General features: G+C 60.3%; 9 protein-coding genes. 6 read left to right on the top strand and 3 right to left on the bottom strand.

The window, feature by feature from the left end:
* Positions 1-40 precede the first annotated feature (40 nt).
* On the bottom strand, positions 41-1,819 hold the full coding sequence (locus FOT55_RS17325; RefSeq protein ID WP_060433040.1) for a sigma-54-dependent Fis family transcriptional regulator: 1,779 nt from the start codon (positions 1,817-1,819) through the stop codon (positions 41-43).
* A 276-nt stretch (positions 1,820-2,095) separates the two neighbouring features.
* Here FOT55_RS17325 and exaC point away from each other — a divergent pair, with 276 nt between their 5' ends.
* On the top strand, positions 2,096-3,616 hold the full coding sequence (gene exaC, locus FOT55_RS17320; RefSeq protein WP_060447184.1) for an acetaldehyde dehydrogenase ExaC: 1,521 nt from the start codon (positions 2,096-2,098) through the stop codon (positions 3,614-3,616).
* A 52-nt stretch (positions 3,617-3,668) separates the two neighbouring features.
* Here the strand turns inward: exaC and adhP are convergent, their stop codons facing one another.
* Positions 3,669-4,685 carry an alcohol dehydrogenase AdhP gene (gene adhP, locus FOT55_RS17315; protein WP_004928541.1) on the bottom strand — a complete coding sequence of 339 codons (1,017 nt, stop codon included), beginning with the start codon at positions 4,683-4,685 and terminating at the stop codon, positions 3,669-3,671.
* Between the two features lie 556 nt (positions 4,686-5,241).
* Between adhP and FOT55_RS17310 the strand changes: the two genes are divergently transcribed.
* From FOT55_RS17310 to FOT55_RS17295, 4 genes are all read left to right on the top strand, one after another.
* Positions 5,242-5,451, top strand: coding sequence for a hypothetical protein (locus FOT55_RS17310; RefSeq protein ID WP_049207659.1), 210 nt, complete (start codon positions 5,242-5,244; stop codon positions 5,449-5,451).
* Positions 5,452-5,806: 355 nt separating this feature from the next.
* Positions 5,807-13,753, top strand: a complete 7,947-nt coding sequence (locus tag FOT55_RS17305; RefSeq protein ID WP_187181958.1) for an RHS repeat domain-containing protein — start codon at positions 5,807-5,809, stop codon at positions 13,751-13,753.
* Between the two features lie 58 nt (positions 13,754-13,811).
* Entirely contained in the window at positions 13,812-15,296 is a 1,485-nt protein-coding gene (locus FOT55_RS17300) for a Ca2+-dependent phosphoinositide-specific phospholipase C (RefSeq protein ID WP_147823782.1), read from the top strand.
* A gap of 66 nt (positions 15,297-15,362) precedes the next feature.
* Positions 15,363-15,656, top strand: coding sequence for an Rdx family protein (locus FOT55_RS17295; protein WP_004928553.1), 294 nt, complete (start codon positions 15,363-15,365; stop codon positions 15,654-15,656).
* A gap of 6 nt (positions 15,657-15,662) precedes the next feature.
* Here the strand turns inward: FOT55_RS17295 and FOT55_RS17290 are convergent, their stop codons facing one another.
* Positions 15,663-16,604 (bottom strand): LysR family transcriptional regulator, encoded by a 942-nt coding sequence (locus FOT55_RS17290; RefSeq protein ID WP_089195875.1) that lies wholly within the window; start codon positions 16,602-16,604, stop codon positions 15,663-15,665.
* A 97-nt stretch (positions 16,605-16,701) separates the two neighbouring features.
* Between FOT55_RS17290 and FOT55_RS17285 the strand changes: the two genes are divergently transcribed.
* Positions 16,702-17,901 (top strand): MFS transporter, encoded by a 1,200-nt coding sequence (locus FOT55_RS17285; protein ID WP_147823781.1) that lies wholly within the window; start codon positions 16,702-16,704, stop codon positions 17,899-17,901.
* Positions 17,902-17,980: the final 79 nt, after the last annotated feature.

The raw sequence follows: 17,980 nt of genomic DNA, 5'->3' as shown, positions 1-17,980 counted from the left end.
CGCATCGAGGGGCCGGTTATTGATGAGCAATCATGACGTTTCATTCCGCCACCGCTTTCTGCCTCCCCAACTTGCGGTACAGCGTGCTGCGCGAAACGCCCAGCGCCTTCGCCGCCCGGCTGAGATTGCCGCCCGCCCTGTCGATCGCCGTCTGCAGATCCGCCTGGCCGGTATCGGCGTTCTCCTGACGCGGCGCCAGCACCGCGATGGACTGAGGCAGATCGTCCAGGGTGAGCACCGCATGATCGTCCGCCAATGCCAGCAGCACCTTGAGCGTACTCAACAGCTGCCGCACGTTGCCGGGCCATGGATAGCGCGCCAGCATCGCCAGCGCCTCCGGCAACAGGCGAATGTCGCGCCGCTCGCCGCCCAGCTCTCGCCACAACTGCAAAATGAAGGTCTCCAGCTGCGCCCGCTCTCTGAGCGGCGGGATGCACAGGCTGTATTCCTGTATGCGGTACAGCAAATCCTCACGAAACGCCCCCGCCTCTACCTGCCGATGCAGATCGTGGTGCGTGGCGCAGACCAGCGCGAAATCGACCGGATAAGCGCTGCGGCTACCGAGCGGCGTGACCGTTTTTTCCTGTAACACCCGCAGCAGGCGCGTTTGCAGGCCCGCCGGCATGTCGCCGATTTCATCGAGGAACAGCACGCCGCCGTCCGCCTCGCGGATCTTGCCGATATACCCTTTCGGGTTGGCGCCGGTAAACGCCCCCGGCGCATAGCCGAACAGTTCGGATTCGATCAGCGGCTCAGGCAGCGCCGCGCAGTTGATCGCCACGAAGTTGCCGTTGCGCCAGCGGCTCTGTTGAAACAAGCGTCGGCTGAAATGCTCTTTACCGCAGCCGGTTTCGCCGGTCACGCACAGGGAAAGGCCGGCATTGAGAATGCGTAGCGCCTTCTGATGCTGTTCGTCATGCCGTTCCGCCGGCGGCGGAACCGAACGCAGGGCGCTAACGCGGCGCTGCGGCGCCTCGAGCAGCGAATAATAATGCCGTTGATTGCCGGCCAGCGTCTGGTGCGGTGCGCCGGAGGGCTGTCGCAGCAGGTCGGGAAACAGCTGGGCAAACTCAACCGAGCCTAATGCGGCCGGTGAAAGCCGGAACTCCAGCATCGCCAGCCGATTGGCGGCGACCAGCACTTCGTCGTGAAACACCAGCAGCAGCTCCTGCGCGCTGCCCAGGCTCCCGGCGTTGGCGTGCAGGCGCAGCGTCCAGTGACGGTCGGCGATCGCGCTTCTGACCCAGCGGTGTTCGATATGCCGCACCGCCTGCATGATCAGGCGCTGTGCATCGCGGTACGGGCGCTGCGCGGGGGCGGAGAGATCCAGTATGCCGGCAATGCGGCCATCCGGCCGATAGATCGGTGCGGCGGTGCAGTTCAATCCGGCATTTTGGTTGAGGAAATGCTGGTCGCCGCGGACCTCGCAGAACGCGCCGAGTGCCAGCGCGGTGCCGATGGCATTGGTACCCCGATCCGCTTCGCCCCACTGGTTGCCCGGCGCCAGCGCAAAGCGCGACGCCTTGTGCAGAAAGTCGGTATTGCCGCGGGTTTCCAGCACCAGTCCGTCGGCGTCGGCGATCACCACGATGGCGGGCTGGCGCGTAATTTGCGCGCCCAACTGCTCGATCAGCGGCTGTACCCGTTGCGGCACCCAGTCATTGCGGCTGCGTAGCTCTTCGAGTAATCCGGCTTTGATAAAAGGGATATGTTGATCGGCGCGCGTCAGGCCGTAGCCCCGGCTGCGCTGCCAGGATTCCGCCAGCGGGCGGGTCAACAAACTGGCGCCCTCGGTGGGCAAGCGGTCATCAGGCAACATGCGTTTCTCCCCCCGTTTACGAGTGTTGCAAATATGTATCACAGATGTGTATCAGGCGTTGCGACACGGAACACAAAAACCCATCGCCAGCGGCGGTACCGCATGATTCGTCACGTCATATCAACTTTTAACGCGTTAATAAATAAGATCTTTTAACGATCATCTTCGCCATTCATCAATCTGGCACGGGCCGTGCTTCTCCGTGCTGCGGCGACATGCCGCACTCACAGGCGCAGCCCAATAGCGCCGGTTATCATCTGCAGAGAGGTGCTTCACATGAAATATGTCCACCCCGGTTTGCCTGGCTCGCTGGTTTCGTTCCGCAAACGCTATGGCAACTACATTGGCGGTAAATTCGTCGAACCGGTATCCGGCAACTACTTCACCAACACCTCGCCGGTGACCGGCCAGCCGATCGCCGAATTCCCACGTTCCGACGCCAAAGACATCGAACTGGCGCTCGACGCGGCGCATGCGGCGGCGGACGCCTGGGGCAAAACCAGCGTGCAAGAACGCGCCAACGTGCTGCTGGCGATCGCCGATCGCATCGAGTCGCGGCTGGAGATGCTGGCGCTGACCGAAACCTGGGACAACGGCAAACCGATCCGCGAAACCCTGAATGCCGATTTGCCGCTGGCGGTCGACCATTTCCGCTACTTCGCCGGCTGCCTGCGCGCGCAGGAAGGCACTGCGGCGGAGATCGACCAAAATACCGTGGCCTACCATATCTATGAACCGCTGGGCGTAGTCGGTCAGATCATACCGTGGAACTTCCCGCTGCTGATGGCCGCCTGGAAACTGGCGCCGGCGCTGGCGGGCGGTAACTGCGTGGTGCTGAAACCGGCGGAACAGACGCCGCTCGGCATCAGCGTGCTGATGGAAGAGATCGGCGATCTGCTGCCGCCGGGGGTGCTCAACGTGGTGCAAGGCTTCGGCGCCGAGGCCGGCGAAGCGCTGGCGCGCAGCAAACGCATCGAAAAAATCGCCTTCACCGGCTCCACGCCGGTCGGCCGCCACATCCTCGCCTGTGCGGCGGAGAACATCATCCCCAGCACCGTCGAGTTGGGCGGCAAATCGCCGAACATTTATTTTGAAGACATCATGCAGGCGGAGCCGGAGTTTATCGACAAGGCGGTTGAGGGGCTGGTGCTGGGCTTCTTCAATCAGGGGGAGGTGTGCACCTGCCCTTCACGCGCGTTGATCCAGGAATCCATCTACCCGCAGTTTATGGAGAAAGTGCTGGCACGCATCGCCACCATCCGCCAGGGCGATCCCTTCGACACCGAGACCATGATCGGTGCCCAGGCGTCAAAACAGCAGTATGACAAGATCCTGTCGTACATCGACATCGCTAAAAACGAGGGAGGCAAAATCGTTGCGGGCGGCGAACCCGCTCAGCGCGGCGACGAAGTGCAAAACGGTTTCTACCTGCAGCCGACGCTGATTACCGGCAACAACAGTATGCGTTTCTTCCGCGAGGAAATCTTCGGGCCGGTGATTGGCGTCACCACCTTCAAGGATGAGGCCGAAGCTCTAGCGTTGGCCAACGACACCGAGTTCGGACTGGGCGCCGGGCTCTGGACCCGCGACATCAACCGCGCCTACCGCATGGGCCGCGCGATCAAGGCCGGGCGCGTGTGGACCAACTGCTACCACCTGTACCCGGCGCACGCCGCGTTCGGCGGCTACAAGAACTCCGGTATCGGGCGCGAAACCCACAAGGCGGCGCTGTCGCACTATCAACAGGTGAAAAACCTGCTGGTCAGCTACGACGCCAAACCGCTGGGCCTGTTCTAAACCGGGCATAACGACAAGAAGGCCACCCGCGGGTGGCCTTTTTTAGCGATGCTTATTTCGCCATGCCGAGATCGATCACCATGCGACCGCGAATGGTGCCCGCCTTCATCTCGTCGAAGATGGCGTTGATATCGCCCAATGGCCGTTTGGTCACTTTCGGCGTCACTTTGCCTTCGGCAGCGAACTGGAACGCCTCTTTCAGATCTTCGCGTGTGCCGACCAGCGACCCCACCACCTGAATGCCGTCCAGCACCAGGCGCGGAATGCTCAGATCCATGCTCTCCGGCGGCAGCCCCACGGCCACCACTTTACCGCCGGCGCGCACCGCATTGACCGCCGAGTTGAAGGCGGCTTTCGCCACCGCCGTCACCACCGCCGCGTGAGCGCCGCCGGTTTGCTGCTGAATGATCTCCTCCGCATTTTGCGTTTTGGAGTTGATGGTCAGATCGGCGCCAATCTGTTTGGCGAACTCCAACTGGCCGTCGTTGACGTCGATGGCAATCACTTTGGCGTTAAACACGTTTTTGGCGTACTGCAACGCCAGGTTGCCCAGCCCGCCCAGGCCATAGATGGCGATCCACTGCCCCGGCTTGATATCGGAAATTTTCACCGCCTTGTAGGTGGTGACCCCGGCGCAGGTGATACTGCTGGCGGCGAAAGAATCGAGCCCGTCCGGCACTTTCACCGCGTAGTCCGCCACCACGATGCACTCTTCCGCCATGCCGCCGTCAACGCTGTAGCCGGCATTTTTCACCGAGCGGCACAGGGTTTCGTTGCCGCTGACGCAATATTCGCAATGGCCGCAACCCTGGTAAAACCAGGCGACGCTAGCGCGGTCACCCACTTTTAACGAGGTAACGCCCTCACCGACGGCGGAGACCACGCCGATACCCTCATGTCCCAACGTAATGCCCGGCACCTCGCCGAAATCGCCGTTTTTCACGTGCAAGTCGGTGTGGCACACCCCGCAACACTCCATTTTTAACGCCGCCTCGCCGTGCTTCAGCGGGCGCAGCACTTTATCCTGAATGTCTACGGTATGGTTTTTCGTCACTACGGCAGCTTTCATGCTGTATTCCTCCAGCCGGATTATAAAAACGGTCTTGATCACGGTCGTTACTGTCACCCAGGGCGACAATTCACATTCTCTTTTTCCGCTAAACGGTTAGCTTTAAAATATAGCAGAGAAATTTTTTTTATTGAATTAATTGCACGGCATTGCAGAAGCATGAGTGCCATTCACTTAACACAATAAAAACAACGCTCTCTAATTAATGTAACATCACCTGTCACAGAAATACCCTTAGTTCAATAACGACTGAATAAGATTATAATTAACACGCTTAATATCATTGATAAAAAAGTTATTTTATTTATCATCATGATTTTGAAATGGTTTAATTTTATTTATACTTGCATTGACAGAATCAATTACCTCCCCTAGTTTTAACTATGCTGTTTATCTCTGATAAGACTTTTCTTCACCTTCTATTTTTCATCGCCGCTATTTTTAGCGGCGCTACCCACAGCTGTCTAAAAATTCGAGGTTATATATGTCGACGACACAATTTAAAGTTATTAGCGTCAGTTCCGGCTCCACTCAAAGTTTGGATTTTGGTTCACGGGTGATTAATGCTTCCGTCGCCGTTCAGGGGTTTAACGTTTCTTACGGCAACACCGACCACCACCTGAAAACAATCGACGTCTCCAGCGCGATCGCCGGCCTCAGCGGCAGCAGTGTCACGGTGTCCGCCACCTGCTTTATGGAGGACAAATCCAACAATAAAACCTCAGGTACGGTAAGGGTGCTGGTGATCGCCGAATGCGAATCCTGAGACGTTGAGCGGCCGCTGGCCCGCCGTTTGGGCGCAGAGGCGCATCGCCTGGCTTTCAATCGCCCCTGGCGATTGAAAGCCATTTTGTTTCCCTGCGCTTTATCGATGAGGGTATTTAAAAATGAGTGACAAAACCAACGGTCAGATCCCGCCAGTACGGCCAAGCCAATTCGAAAGCAATGAAAAAAACATATTCGAAGACAGCGTCAATCTGTTTCGCGGCGATGTGAATTTATCGCTTGATTTGGTTGCGTTAACCGGAAGGAATCAACTCGACGTCAAAGTCACTGCATTTTATGGCAGCAACATCAAAAATGAAATTTATCAATCAAATGTTAGCGCACCAACCGGAATTATGGGGTTAGGCTGGCAATTGCCTTTCGAACGCATTGAAGTCGATCACCGGGATAATGCAACACCCGGTGACAACCTTTATCGAATTTATACCAACAACGCCTCATCAGAATTAATTCGCGCGCCCAACGATTGGCTGAGAGCGAAATTACCAATCGCCGCCACCACCGCGCTCAATAGCGGCAAAGTGGACACCGAAATCCAATCCGCTTTCATCGCCGCCGGCCTGCAGTTGGGTTGCCATGCTCAGGTCGTCACGCGGTTCGACGATCGACAATGGGAAATTATCGACCCAGTCTATCAGCGCACCTTCAACGTGCTGCGCCAGGACGCCGAACTCGCCGTCTTCTCCGGCGGTGAAGCGTTTGAGTGCTTCCACTATGATTTCAGCAAGGTCCTGTATTATCCGCAGTTCGAACGCTGGGAGCTGGTCAAGGACAACGGGGTCAGCTACTTCTACGGCGGCAACGCGCAGGATGATCAGAGCATTCAATGGAAAGTGCGCTGGGGCAACTGGTCGGGACAATCCGCTTTGACCCACTCGCCCCAGGGCGATGCCTTGCAGTCTCGCTTTGCGGCAATCTGGAATCTGGCGCAGGTGGAAAGCCTGTGGGGCGATCGGATCGCCTTCCATTACGAGGCCGTTGAACAGCCGGTTGGCGAACGAGGCTTAAGTTTTACCAAAGCCTGCTACCTGACGCGCATCACCGACATGTTCGATCGCACCGTCGATTTTGGCTATCAGGAGAAGCGGTACGACACGCAGTCGCCCGCAGGCCCACGGGAATACCTGTCTCCGCATTGGGATACCCCCTACAGCAAGGCCCCCGGCAACGCCGCTTCAGCCTATCAGGATCGCTACGAAACGCGCTATCTGGACAACATCGTCGTCAAAAACTCGCAGGGCACATTGCTCTATGCGGTGCAGCTGAGCTATGACACGCAGAGTAATTTCAGCGGTTACCCGCAAAGCGATCCGCTTTACGGTGATACCGTCAAACGCACGCTCACCGGCGTCCAGCGGCGCTATGCGGAAAATTGTGCGCTGCCGCAGATGCAGTTCAGCTACTGGCCGGCGGGTACGGTCAATGCCGGCGCGCTCAGTGGCGCCGTCACGCCGGACGGTGCGAAAATCGCCTACCGGTATAAGCAACAAACGCTGCCGCTGTGCGATCGCCAGCGGCAGATCGTCAGTCCCTGGCCGCGCAGCGCCAAACCGCGCGTATGGTTCGGCGGCGATTACGCGGTCTGCCTGTGGCTTAACGAGTCGAGCGACCAAATCCACGTCACATTTTACACCTGGCTTGGGCGCTGGCAATGCTGGGCTCCCGAGCAGCAAACGATCAAGGCCGCTTTCGACATCAACAGTGTCAACGTCGTCACTGCCGGTGATTTCGCCTGCCTGACCTATGCCACCCCGCAGAGCGGCAAATCCTATGCGCATGTCTATCACAAGGATAACCGCAAATGGGGCGAGTGGTTCGACAGCGCGCCAATCGCCGCCAACACCACCCAACTGCAGCTGGCCGCCGGCGACAACTTTTTTGTGGTCTGCGACAAGGATCAACGGACGCTGCTGCGCTACACCTGGGATAACTTCACCAAACGGTGGGCGATCGCCGATAGGTCTGGCGATCTCAACGCCACCGCCCGCCCCTACATCGCGGCGGCCAACGGCTATTACGCCGTCCTGGATTATGCCCCCCTCACCGGCGGCGAACACCGTAATCGGCTGGCGCTTTATTATCAGGATAGCCAAGAGCAATGGCGAAACGGCGCCTCACTCCCGCTGGTGTTCACCCTCGGCGGCGATGCGTCGGCCACCCGTTTCGGTTTTGCCGCCGGCGCCTCGTTTATCGCGCTGACCTACATCACGCAGGAGGTTTCGCTCAGCGTTGATTACACCGTCAAGGTCATCGGATGGGACGCGGCATTCGGCGCCATGACCAGCACTGACTTTCCCTGCCGCCTGCCGAAAAGCGCGCCGTCGCAAACCCTCACCATTCCGTTCCTGGCAAAATTCGTCAACAACGCCATGATTGCGTCCGGCCCCTATCTGCTGCGCTATAACGGCGCAGACTGGCTGCGTAACGACAGCCTGCTGTTACGCAGTACCTGCAGCGATCAGGACATCAACTGGTTCGCCTACGGCGCCGATTACGCAATCGCCGTCAGCAACCGCGAATTCGCGGCTCAGGCGCGCATGGTAGCCTACGATCCCAACCGACAAATCACCGCCTGGAACGATGCGGCGCGCGATCTCTATACCCGTGACGATCCGACTTCGGAAAGAAAAAGACACTACTTCCCGACGGCAGGCGCGGATATCGCCACCATGGGCAACCGCGTCTATCACCGCGGTTCCTGGTGTAATTGGTTGGACGCGGCAGCCGGATATGCCGAAGTGCCCTACGCGATAGACAGCACCACCATGATCAATCAGGGACCGCGCTTTATCTCTTATCTGAACCTGGACGGCACGGCAGCCAAAAACACCACCGTGAAAACCTTCCGCAATCAGGCCTTCGCCGGCGATGACACGCTCACGCAACGTTATTTCACGCAGATTGGCGTCTCCGGCATGGTCAAACCCAATATCAACGGCCAATATCCCGCCGGCCTGTCCGCGTTCGTTACCTATCTACCGCTGAACAAAGACTTCGATAATGCGGAAAGCCTGACGCTGAATCGCTACCTCGACAACACGCTGCAAGGCGCACTGGTGGATTACTGCGTCGACACGGTCAGCATCGATGACGGCTACGCCGTCAGCACCACCTGCTACGTGTTCGACATTGCGACAGCGACCTGCGACCCTACCGGCGCGGTCTTCAAGTACTACAAGAGTGCCAGCTATCCCGGCAGCGAGAGCATGTCCGCGCCGCGCTTCGGCTATCGCGAGAACTATTACTTCAATGGCCTGACGCGCCAGGATCCGCAGGTCGGCGAGCGAGTTCGCGCTGCAGATCAAGCGTCATCCGGGCTGTTGGACGGCCAATTGATCGAGCAAAAGGTGTTTGACGCCGACGGCAATCTGTTGGTTCACGAACAAAAAAACCTGATGGCCTTCACCTCCGTAGCGATCGACGGCGTCGAGCGACCGCTGTTCGGCGGTTATACACGCTGCATCGCCGACAACAGCCTTAATGATGGCCTGGCGATACGTACCGATTATCGCTATGACTCACGCTTCGGCAAATTGATCCGCGAGCGCTTTGACAATGTGACCGCCACCGGAGAAACGCAGGGCGTTGCCAAACTCTACGGCTATGCGTTCGAAGCCTATCCCTGGTTCTTACTGAAAAATGCGATCGACGCGCCCTTCAGCCAATTCGACGCAGCGGGGAGCGCGGCGCTGGGAGAGGCGCTGCCAATCTACGCCGGCAGTCTGCAACGCTACGGCGCTCTGCAACGGCAACAGCCGCTTGCCGATGAAGCTGCGCCGACAGTGTGGGCCGCCACGCAAGCCTATGTGCTGCAAGCCGCGATTGGCGCCCAGCCCCCCAGCCCGCCGGCGCTGGCAAGCGATCCGGGTGACGCGTGGTTGCCGGTAGGCACAATACTGGCCAGAACATTCTATGGTGCGATCCTCTCCCAGAAAAACAGCGAAAGCCAGGTCGAGAGCACGCTGTGGGACAACAACCAGATCCTGCCGGTGGCGGCGTTCGTCAGCGGCGCGGCGGATGAGTGCGATTTCATCGGTTTCGAACCCTATCAACACAACACCGATCCCTGGCGGTTCGACGGCGATACGGCGATCGTCGACGATGACGCCTATGTCGGCAGCCGCAGCCTCAAACTCGGCGTCGGTGCGACCCTGACCCGAACGGCGCCGCTGCGGCAAACGCAGCCGGTCGTTGTCTCCGCCTGGATCAAAACCTCGCCCGGTTTCAACGCGGCGCCCGGTGCGGCAAACTTGATCAGCCGTAGTGGCAACGCCGCGCCGCACACCACGCCGATCGTCCCCACGGCAGAAGGCGCTTGGGTTTACTGGCAAAGCGTCATCCCCTATAGCGGCGATCCGGAGCGTCCGCTCGCGCTCGCCTTCGACAACCAAAAAACGGTCGGCTATGTGCTGTTCAACACCGTCAGCGTCACGCCGTTGGCCAGCAAGATGGAGGCCCGCTGCTACGATCCGCTGTATCTGGATGAGATCGCCGTTATGGGTAACAACGCCGATGTCCTGCGCTGCGGCTACGATCCGCTGCGGCAAAAGTTCGTTGAGACCGGGCCACAAGGCGAAAGCAAGAAAGGCGTGGTGAACTATGCGCCACGCAGTTGGCACGACACGCTGCCATTCAGCTACCCGCAGCACGATCCCGCCAGCAGCTGCGAAATTCTGGCCGCCGACGGCGGGCAATACGAAACCTTCACGCAGGGCGAACAAACCTGGACGCGCTGGCGGCGCGACGACGACAGCGCCTGGCGTCTCAGCCAGGGCCGGCTACTGCATTGCGGTACGACGCTCAACCGCCTGCGTTGGTTGGCCACCGCCGGCCGCTACGCGGTGGGCTTCACCCTTTCGTCGCCGGCGACGCAGAACCTCGCCTTCGGCCTGACGATCGGCGACAGTCTGAGCGCCCAGTGGGACGCCATCGCGGGATGGCGGCTGACGCTGGCGGGCAACACCTACACTGACGACGCGACCAACGGCTGCCTGCCCACCTCGGTGCTGCTGGTACCGGGCGACGATGCCGTTCTGTTATATGCCGACGGTCGTCAGGTTTTCGCCCTTCAGACCGATGCGAGGATCGACGGTGAATTCAGCCTGCAGGCACAGGGGGAAATCTATTTTGCCAATGCGGTTACCTTCCGTTCGCCACAGCTGGCCATCACGTATAAAAACGCCAACCGGCAGGAAACGCAGCATCAGGTGCTGAACGAAGGACGATGCCTGGTGCGTGAAACGCTGTACGACGCGCTGGGCAATACGGTTGCCGAAACCAAGATCGCCGCCTTTGAACGCACGTTGTTCGGCTACCGGGCGGCCTTTGTCCGCACACTGGACGCCGCAAACGGCGTGATGACCGGTGAAGTGAGTGATTATTACCCGCAGGACGAAGGTTACCCCTATAGCGGCACCCGTTATGAGGCTTCCTCGCTGAAACGCCCGGTGGCCAAAGGCATGCCAGGCAAAATCTTCGCCATTACCGGCGACAACCCGCATATTACGCGATTCATTTACGCCGTCACCGATCACACGCAGGTGGCAGGTATCGCCTGTCGCCCTGGAGAATTGCGGGTGAGCGCCCTGTACGATGCCGATGGCACCGGCGTGCTGTCACTCAACGATCGCCGTGGCCAGACGCTGAGCAAGCAGACCGAGGCCGGCGGCGTTGTTCGCGACGCTGTCCAACAGATCTACGACGCGGCGGGCAATATCGTGCAGGTTCGCCACCCGTCGTCTTCCCCGGCTGATGACGCCTTCATCAGCCACAATCGCTACAACTTCCTGTGTCAGCTCGCTGCACGCGTCACGCCGGATGCCGGAGAAACGACGTATATCTACGATCCCGCCGGACGTCTGCGTTTCAGCTCAACGCCGCTGAGCCGCGCGAAAGACCGCGTGTTGTATAAAAAATATGACGTTCTGGGGCGCCTGAGTGAGGATGGCGAAGTGGCGCAAGCCTGGGGTGACGGTTCGGCGCTGCAGGCGATCGCCGATAACGATCCGCACTACCCGCACCATGATGACTGGCAAACGCAAAACGTCTATGACGGCGAAGGCGACGAGCCGACTCTGCGCGGCCGCCTGTGGAAAATGTACCGTCGCGCCGCTGACGGACTCTGCGTCGAAAACTGCTATGGCTACGATACGGGAGGCAATGCGACCCTGTCGCAACTGCGTCTGCCGGACGCTGGCGATTACATCACGGGCTATGCCTACGACAACCTCGGCAACGTCATCCGCATCGATTATCCCGCCGGCGCGCCGCTCGCCAGCGTGGCCTATCGCTATAACGACATGGGACAAACCGCCGCCATCGGCACGCCGGACGATCCGGAGAAGTTCGTTCGCTACCGTTACCATGCCGACGGCAGCCTGGCTGAAGAGCAGTTGAATTCACAGGGGGGGCGGGCGCTGCGACGCACCATGAGTTATAACTCTCCCGGCTGGTTGAATGAAATCAACAACCACTATGCCGACGGCGCACCGCTGTTGAAACATCGCTTCAGCTACACCGACGGCGGCTACGAGGGCGCCGGTTACTTCAACGGCAATATCGCCGGCGTAGTGCACGACAATGCGGTCAGGCCCGAAAACAGCTTCGCTTATCGCTATCGCTACGATCCGCGCGGCCAATTGACGGTCGCCGAGCACAGCGTCACTTCCGCCTACAGCCTCGGCGTCGGCGCGCCGCTGACCTTCGACGCCGGCGGCAACATCCTCCGGCTGCAACAGGGAGACACCCTCTTCAGCTACGAGTATCAGCCGAACAGCGGCAAAGTCGCCGCCGTGCTCGCCAATGACGCGGTCGCGCAGCGTTACGAGTATGACGTCGTCGGTAACGTCACGCTCTCCGCCAGTCGCGGTATTCAGCGTATCGATTACAACCCACTGAATAATCTTCCGTTAACGATCGCACTGGATGACGGCCGCCAGCTTGCGCTGTGCTACAACGGCATCAATCAGCGGGTGCAAAAGCGGTTCGCCGACGGCAGCAAACTCGCTTACGTACACGGCCTGAGCGACGCGCCGCTGATGGAGTTCGGCGCTCGTACGACGCAATATCTCTATGGCGTCGGCGGATTGCTGCTGCTCATCGACGGTGGTGAGGCCCAGTACGTGCTGAAGGATCAGCAAGGTTCGATCCGTGCCGTAGTGGCGGAAAACGGTCAGGTCAACGCATTGCTCGACTACATGCCCTTCGGCCAATCGTTGCCGACTGGCGTCGGCACGTCCTCGTTACTGCGCTATCGCTACACCGGCCAGGAGTTGGACGAAGATTTGGGACTCTATAACTATCGGGCGCGCTTCTACGATCCGCAATTGGGGCGCTTTTACTCCTGCGATCCTAGATTCCAGTATGGCGGCCCTTACGTCTACTGCGGCAACAACCCGGTTAATCAGACCGACCCTTCCGGTGAGATCGCCCCAATCATTATCATCTTGCTGATCGGGGCCGCCGTCGGCGCCGTGCTGGGCGGCGGGGTCGCCCTGTACAGCGGCTATCAGTCCGGATTGCGCGGCGGCGCGCTAGCCGGTTATGTATTCGCCGGCGCAGGGATAGGAGCCCTCGCCGGGGCTCTGTCCGCCGCCGGCGGAGTCGGCGCCTTTGCCGCAGGGTCGGCAGCGGCGGCGGCAGCTTCCACCACCGCCGGCGGCATTGCGGCGGGCCTGGCGGCCGGCGCAGGGGTCGGAGCCACCGTAGGCGCGGCAGTAGGTGCGGCGCAGGGAGTGAGCCAATTCTTCATCAACGACGCCTTTGGCGTCGCCAACAGCGGCAGTTGGCAACAGTCGCTGCTGAAAGGCGCCGTTACCGGTGCCGTCGGCGGCGCGATCAGTGGCGGCGCCGCAGGGGTTGGCGGTGCGGCCGCCTTCCAGCAGGCTGCGCGTTTCGCCGAGCTGACCGGCGGCAACGGCTGGGCCTTCAGCCCGACCTCGCTCACCCAGGTCAGCAACGCCTACAACGCTTTCGGTAGCCTGGGCATCGTGCCGTTGCCAGCCTTCGTCAGCCGCATCCCCAACTACAACCTGCCACTGGTCGGGGGAATGCAAAGTTTCGTCCTGGGGAAATTCAGCCTGCCAACTTTCAGCAGTCTCGGCGGTGCGGTGGCCAAGCAGGCCGTCTCGCCGCTGCTGCCGAGCGGCGGTGGCACGGCGACAGGAACCCCGCCGACGGCCTTCTATGGACAACAGGCCTACAGCCCGGCGATGACCGGCAGCATCGGGCTGCAAACGGCGCTGGTATTGGATCCCGCCGGCTGGAGCAACGGCAAAGCATAACCCACGCAGGGTGCGGGACTGCGCGTCCCGTCCCTGCGTCTTGATGAGAGGCAACGTCATGAATGATGCAACGATTCGCTACCATCAGGTGCGGCAAAAGAGCACCCACAACTCGTATCAACGCACGGAAAGCTACCCGGCTCAGGCGCTGTACTGGCGCATCCGTTCCCTTGAGATCGATATCCACAACAGTAATAACGCCGCCGGTTGGCCGCAGTTAAACGGCAACTGGTACGTTTATCATCTGGCGGCCATCGATCAGGTCAGCTCAGTCAACACCTTGGCGGATGCACTGGACGCGCTGTTGGCGTTTCATCGCGCGGTGCCGCAGCACGAAGTCGTCACCCTGTGGCTGGATTTGAAAGACGACTTCAACGCCGCCCGAGATCAAACACCCGAATCGCTCGATCGTTTGTTGGCCGAGCGCCTGGGGCGCGAACACATTTGGGGACCACCCGATCTGATCGGCGACTGCACCGATCTGCAAGCAGCGATCGCCGCCTATGGCTGGCCGTCGCTCGACACCCTGCGCGGCAAGTTCATTGTTGGCTGCACCACCGGCGATCTCGCCTCGCCGAATTCGGTGCTCAATCAGTATGTGCAAAACGGCGCCACCGCCAATCAACGGCTGGCGTTCGTCACGCCGGAAATCACCCAGGCGCAACAAATCGACCAACACGCCTGCGCCGTGATGTTCAACCTCTCGGCCGCCCACACCGCCCTGGCGAACGCGGTGTTTACCGCCGGCTTTGTCGGCCGCGCCTACGGCCTGAACGACGCAAACAGTTGGGCTACCGGCTGGAACAGTCGCGCGCACCATCTGGCCACCAACAAGGTTAACGCCGATTGGGACGGGTGGGCGCGCACCGATCTGCCGATGACCGGCTATCCGTTTACCGGCATCGACGTCACGCTACCGCCGGATCTGACCGAATCCGGTGCACTCTGCGCCATCAAGGTCGACTCCGGCGATATCTGGAATAAACGCGACAGCGGCTATTTTCGTTTCGATCGTGCCACTATCGGTGCCGAACGCACGCTCAGCGCCTTCGTCGCCAACCCGCAGTCACATACCGACGGCTTTATCAAAGGCGGAGTGATGGCGCGGGCCACGACCGCCGATGACGCCGCCTATATCGCAATATTTCAAACCGCTGCTCGCGAAATCCGCATGCAGTACCGGCGGGATAACGGCGCCGGTACGGAAAAAATCGATGCCCGTCTGCCAAATGGCGTCAACGGCAAGCCCGTCGTCAGCAGCAATACGCCGATATGGCTGAAGCTGACGGTTCGGGCCGATGGCCACCAGGCACAAGGCAGTTATTCAATCGACGGCCTGATCTGGCACGCCGTAGGGGAGATCGGCGTCAGCCAAACGCTGCCGCTGCAAGGCTGGGCGGCCTCTTCACACGGCGCCGGCTCCGTAAAATGGCTGTTCGGCGGCGCAAAGGCGCCGACAGAGAGCACCGTCTTCGGCAACTCGGCCACCGGCGAATTCATCGCCGACAGCGCCCCTGCCGCGAGCCTCGGCCCCTACCGTTAGGAAAATTGACAACGGCGGTGCGGCAGCTGATGATGCAAGCACCGCTTCCTACTCGATCCGCCAACGATGAAAAATGCCCCCGCAGTGACGATCCACTACTGTTCGCAATGCAACTGGCTGCTGCGCGCCGGCTGGATGGCGCAAGAGCTGCTGAACACCTTTGGTGACGATCTCGCCTCCGTCACCCTGATGCCGGGCACCGGCGGGGTCTATCAAATCAGCGTCGATGGCGTGATGATTTGGGATCGCAAGATTGACGGTGGCTTCCCCGATGCGGCGCAGTTAAAGCAGCGGCTGCGCGATCACAGCTTCCCCGATCGCTCTCTCGGCCACAGCGACGGTAAAAAAGCCAGGCACTGAAGGCCGTCAGCGCCCCGTCGGCGGCTGCGCGCCGATAATGCGCGGCATCGTTTCTTTCATCATTTCCATGAATTTGCGTAAACGCGCGGGATAATAGCTGGCGTAGGGATACAGCAGGTAGATAGGCAGTGGCTCGGCTCGCCACAGGGGCAACAGCGTCTGCAGAGATCCTTGCGCCAACTCTTCTTTCACCACCCAAGACGACACGATCGCTACGCCCAGCCCTTCCAGCGCCGCTTTACGCGCCGCATAAAGGCTGTCGGTGCTCAACCTGGGTGCGATGTCGAAACGCCGCTGCTCGCCGCTGGTCGCGTGGGTCAGGACGACCTCATTGCGATAAAAACTGTTTACCGCCAGCCACGGCAATGATGCCAAATCGTCGAGATCGACGATCGCCGGTCGTTCAGTCAACAGTGCGGGTGACGCCACCGTGCTGCGCGGCACTTCCGCCAACAGCACCGCCACCACCGAAGGATCGGTCACCGCGCCAACGTGAATGGCGCAGTCTACGCCTTCGGAAATGAAGTCGGGAGAGTGGTCGTTCAGCGTCCACTCCACGCTGGTTTGGGGATAGCGCCGCAAATACTCCCCGAGCGGCCCGATCAGCTGATCCTGCCCAAAGGCGTGCGGAGCGCGCACGCGCAGTGCGCCAACCGGTTCGTCGCGCGCGCCGCGCAGCGCATCTTCCAGGCTTTGCCATTGCGCGAGCAAGCCGCGCGCTTGCTGATAGCAGCGTTCGCCGTCATCGGTAAGATGGAGCGCATGCGTCGTCCGTTGGATCAACCTGGTGCCCAACAGCTGTTCCAACGCCCGCAGACGTCGGCTGATGGTCGGCTGCGAGGTGCCCAGCTGCTGCGCCGCCGCCGACAGGCTCCCGCTCTCGACAATACGCACCAGGGTTTGCAGCAGGATTATACGGTCGCCGTTGGGTAAATTAATTTTATTCATACGTGTTACGTATAACAGTTCTACCCATATCGGGTCTACCCGCCGATAACATTCACGACAAAAATAGCCGCACATCCACCTTGTCAGGAATTATCGAATGAGCCTCTCACCCACCGGCGGTGCGCTTTCCGCCAAAACCGTTTTCCTGTTGGCCACCGGCGCCGGCCTTAGCGTCGCCTCTATTTACTACAGTCAGCCGATGTTGAGCGTCATGGGTGCCGACTTCCATGTCGGCGTTGGCGATACCGGATTCGTGCCGACCCTGACCCAATTGGGGTATGCCTTGGGTATTCTGTTACTGGCGCCGCTGGGCGATCGCCACGATCGCCGCGGGATCATTCTGGTGAAGGGCGTGCTGCTGGCCATGATGCTGCTGTTGTGCAGCCTGGTTTCCTCTTTTTCGCTGCTGTTGCTCAGCAGCCTGACGCTCGGCCTGGCCGCCACCGTCGCGCAGGACATCATCCCCGCCGCCGCGGCTCTGGCTCCTGATGCCCGACGCGGTAAAATCGTCGGCACCGTGATGACCGGGTTGCTGGCCGGTATTTTGCTGTCGCGCGTGTTCAGCGGGCTGGTCGCCGATTATTTCGGCTGGCGCAGTGTTTATGCGTTAGCCGCGCTGGCCGTTTTACCGATCACGCTGGTGATAGGGCGAGCTTTACCGCGCTTTCAGCCACACAGCACGCTGAGTTATCCCGCCTTGCTGCGTTCGATGAGCCGGCTTTGGGCCACCTACCCTGAATTGCGGCGCGCGGCGTTGTCTCAGGCCTTTTTGTCCGTCGCCTTCAGCGCCTTCTGGTCCACGCTCGCGGTGATGCTGGCCGATCGCTATCAGCTGGGCAGCGCAGTCGCCGGCGCGTTCGGCCTGGCCGGCGCAGCGGGTGCACTGGCGGCACCGTTGGCGGGCAGTCTGGCTGACCGATACGGCCCAGACGCCGTCACTAAAATCGGCGCTGCGCTGGTAACGGTTTCTTTCGCCCTGATGTTTTTACTGCCGTTGCTACCGCAATCGGCGCAATGGGGGCTGATCGCGCTGAGCGCCATCGGGTTTGATCTCGGCATTCAGGCCACGCTGATCGCGCACCAGACCATTATTTACGGCCTCGATCCGGCTGCCCGCAGCCGCCTTAACGCCATTCTGTTCACGCTGGTATTCATCGGCATGGCCACCGGCGCCGCACTGGGCAGCCGCGTACTGGAACACCTGGAATGGCCGGGCGTAGTGGCGCTGACGACGGCCGCGGCGGGTGTTGCTTTGCTGATCCGCATGACGCGCCACTCTTTGCGTGCAACAGCCTGATCCGCGCCGTGATAGGCGCTCGGATAACGCAACCGGTTGATTTCGCCCGGGCCACCTGCGCTATACTGAGCGCCCTTTT

Origin of the sequence: Serratia bockelmannii, assembly GCF_008011855.1 — a bacterium.
Classification (GTDB): Bacteria; Pseudomonadota; Gammaproteobacteria; order Enterobacterales; family Enterobacteriaceae; genus Serratia; species Serratia bockelmannii.
Note: the sequence above shows the minus strand (reverse complement) of the source record. Positions and strands in the feature narration are given on the sequence as shown.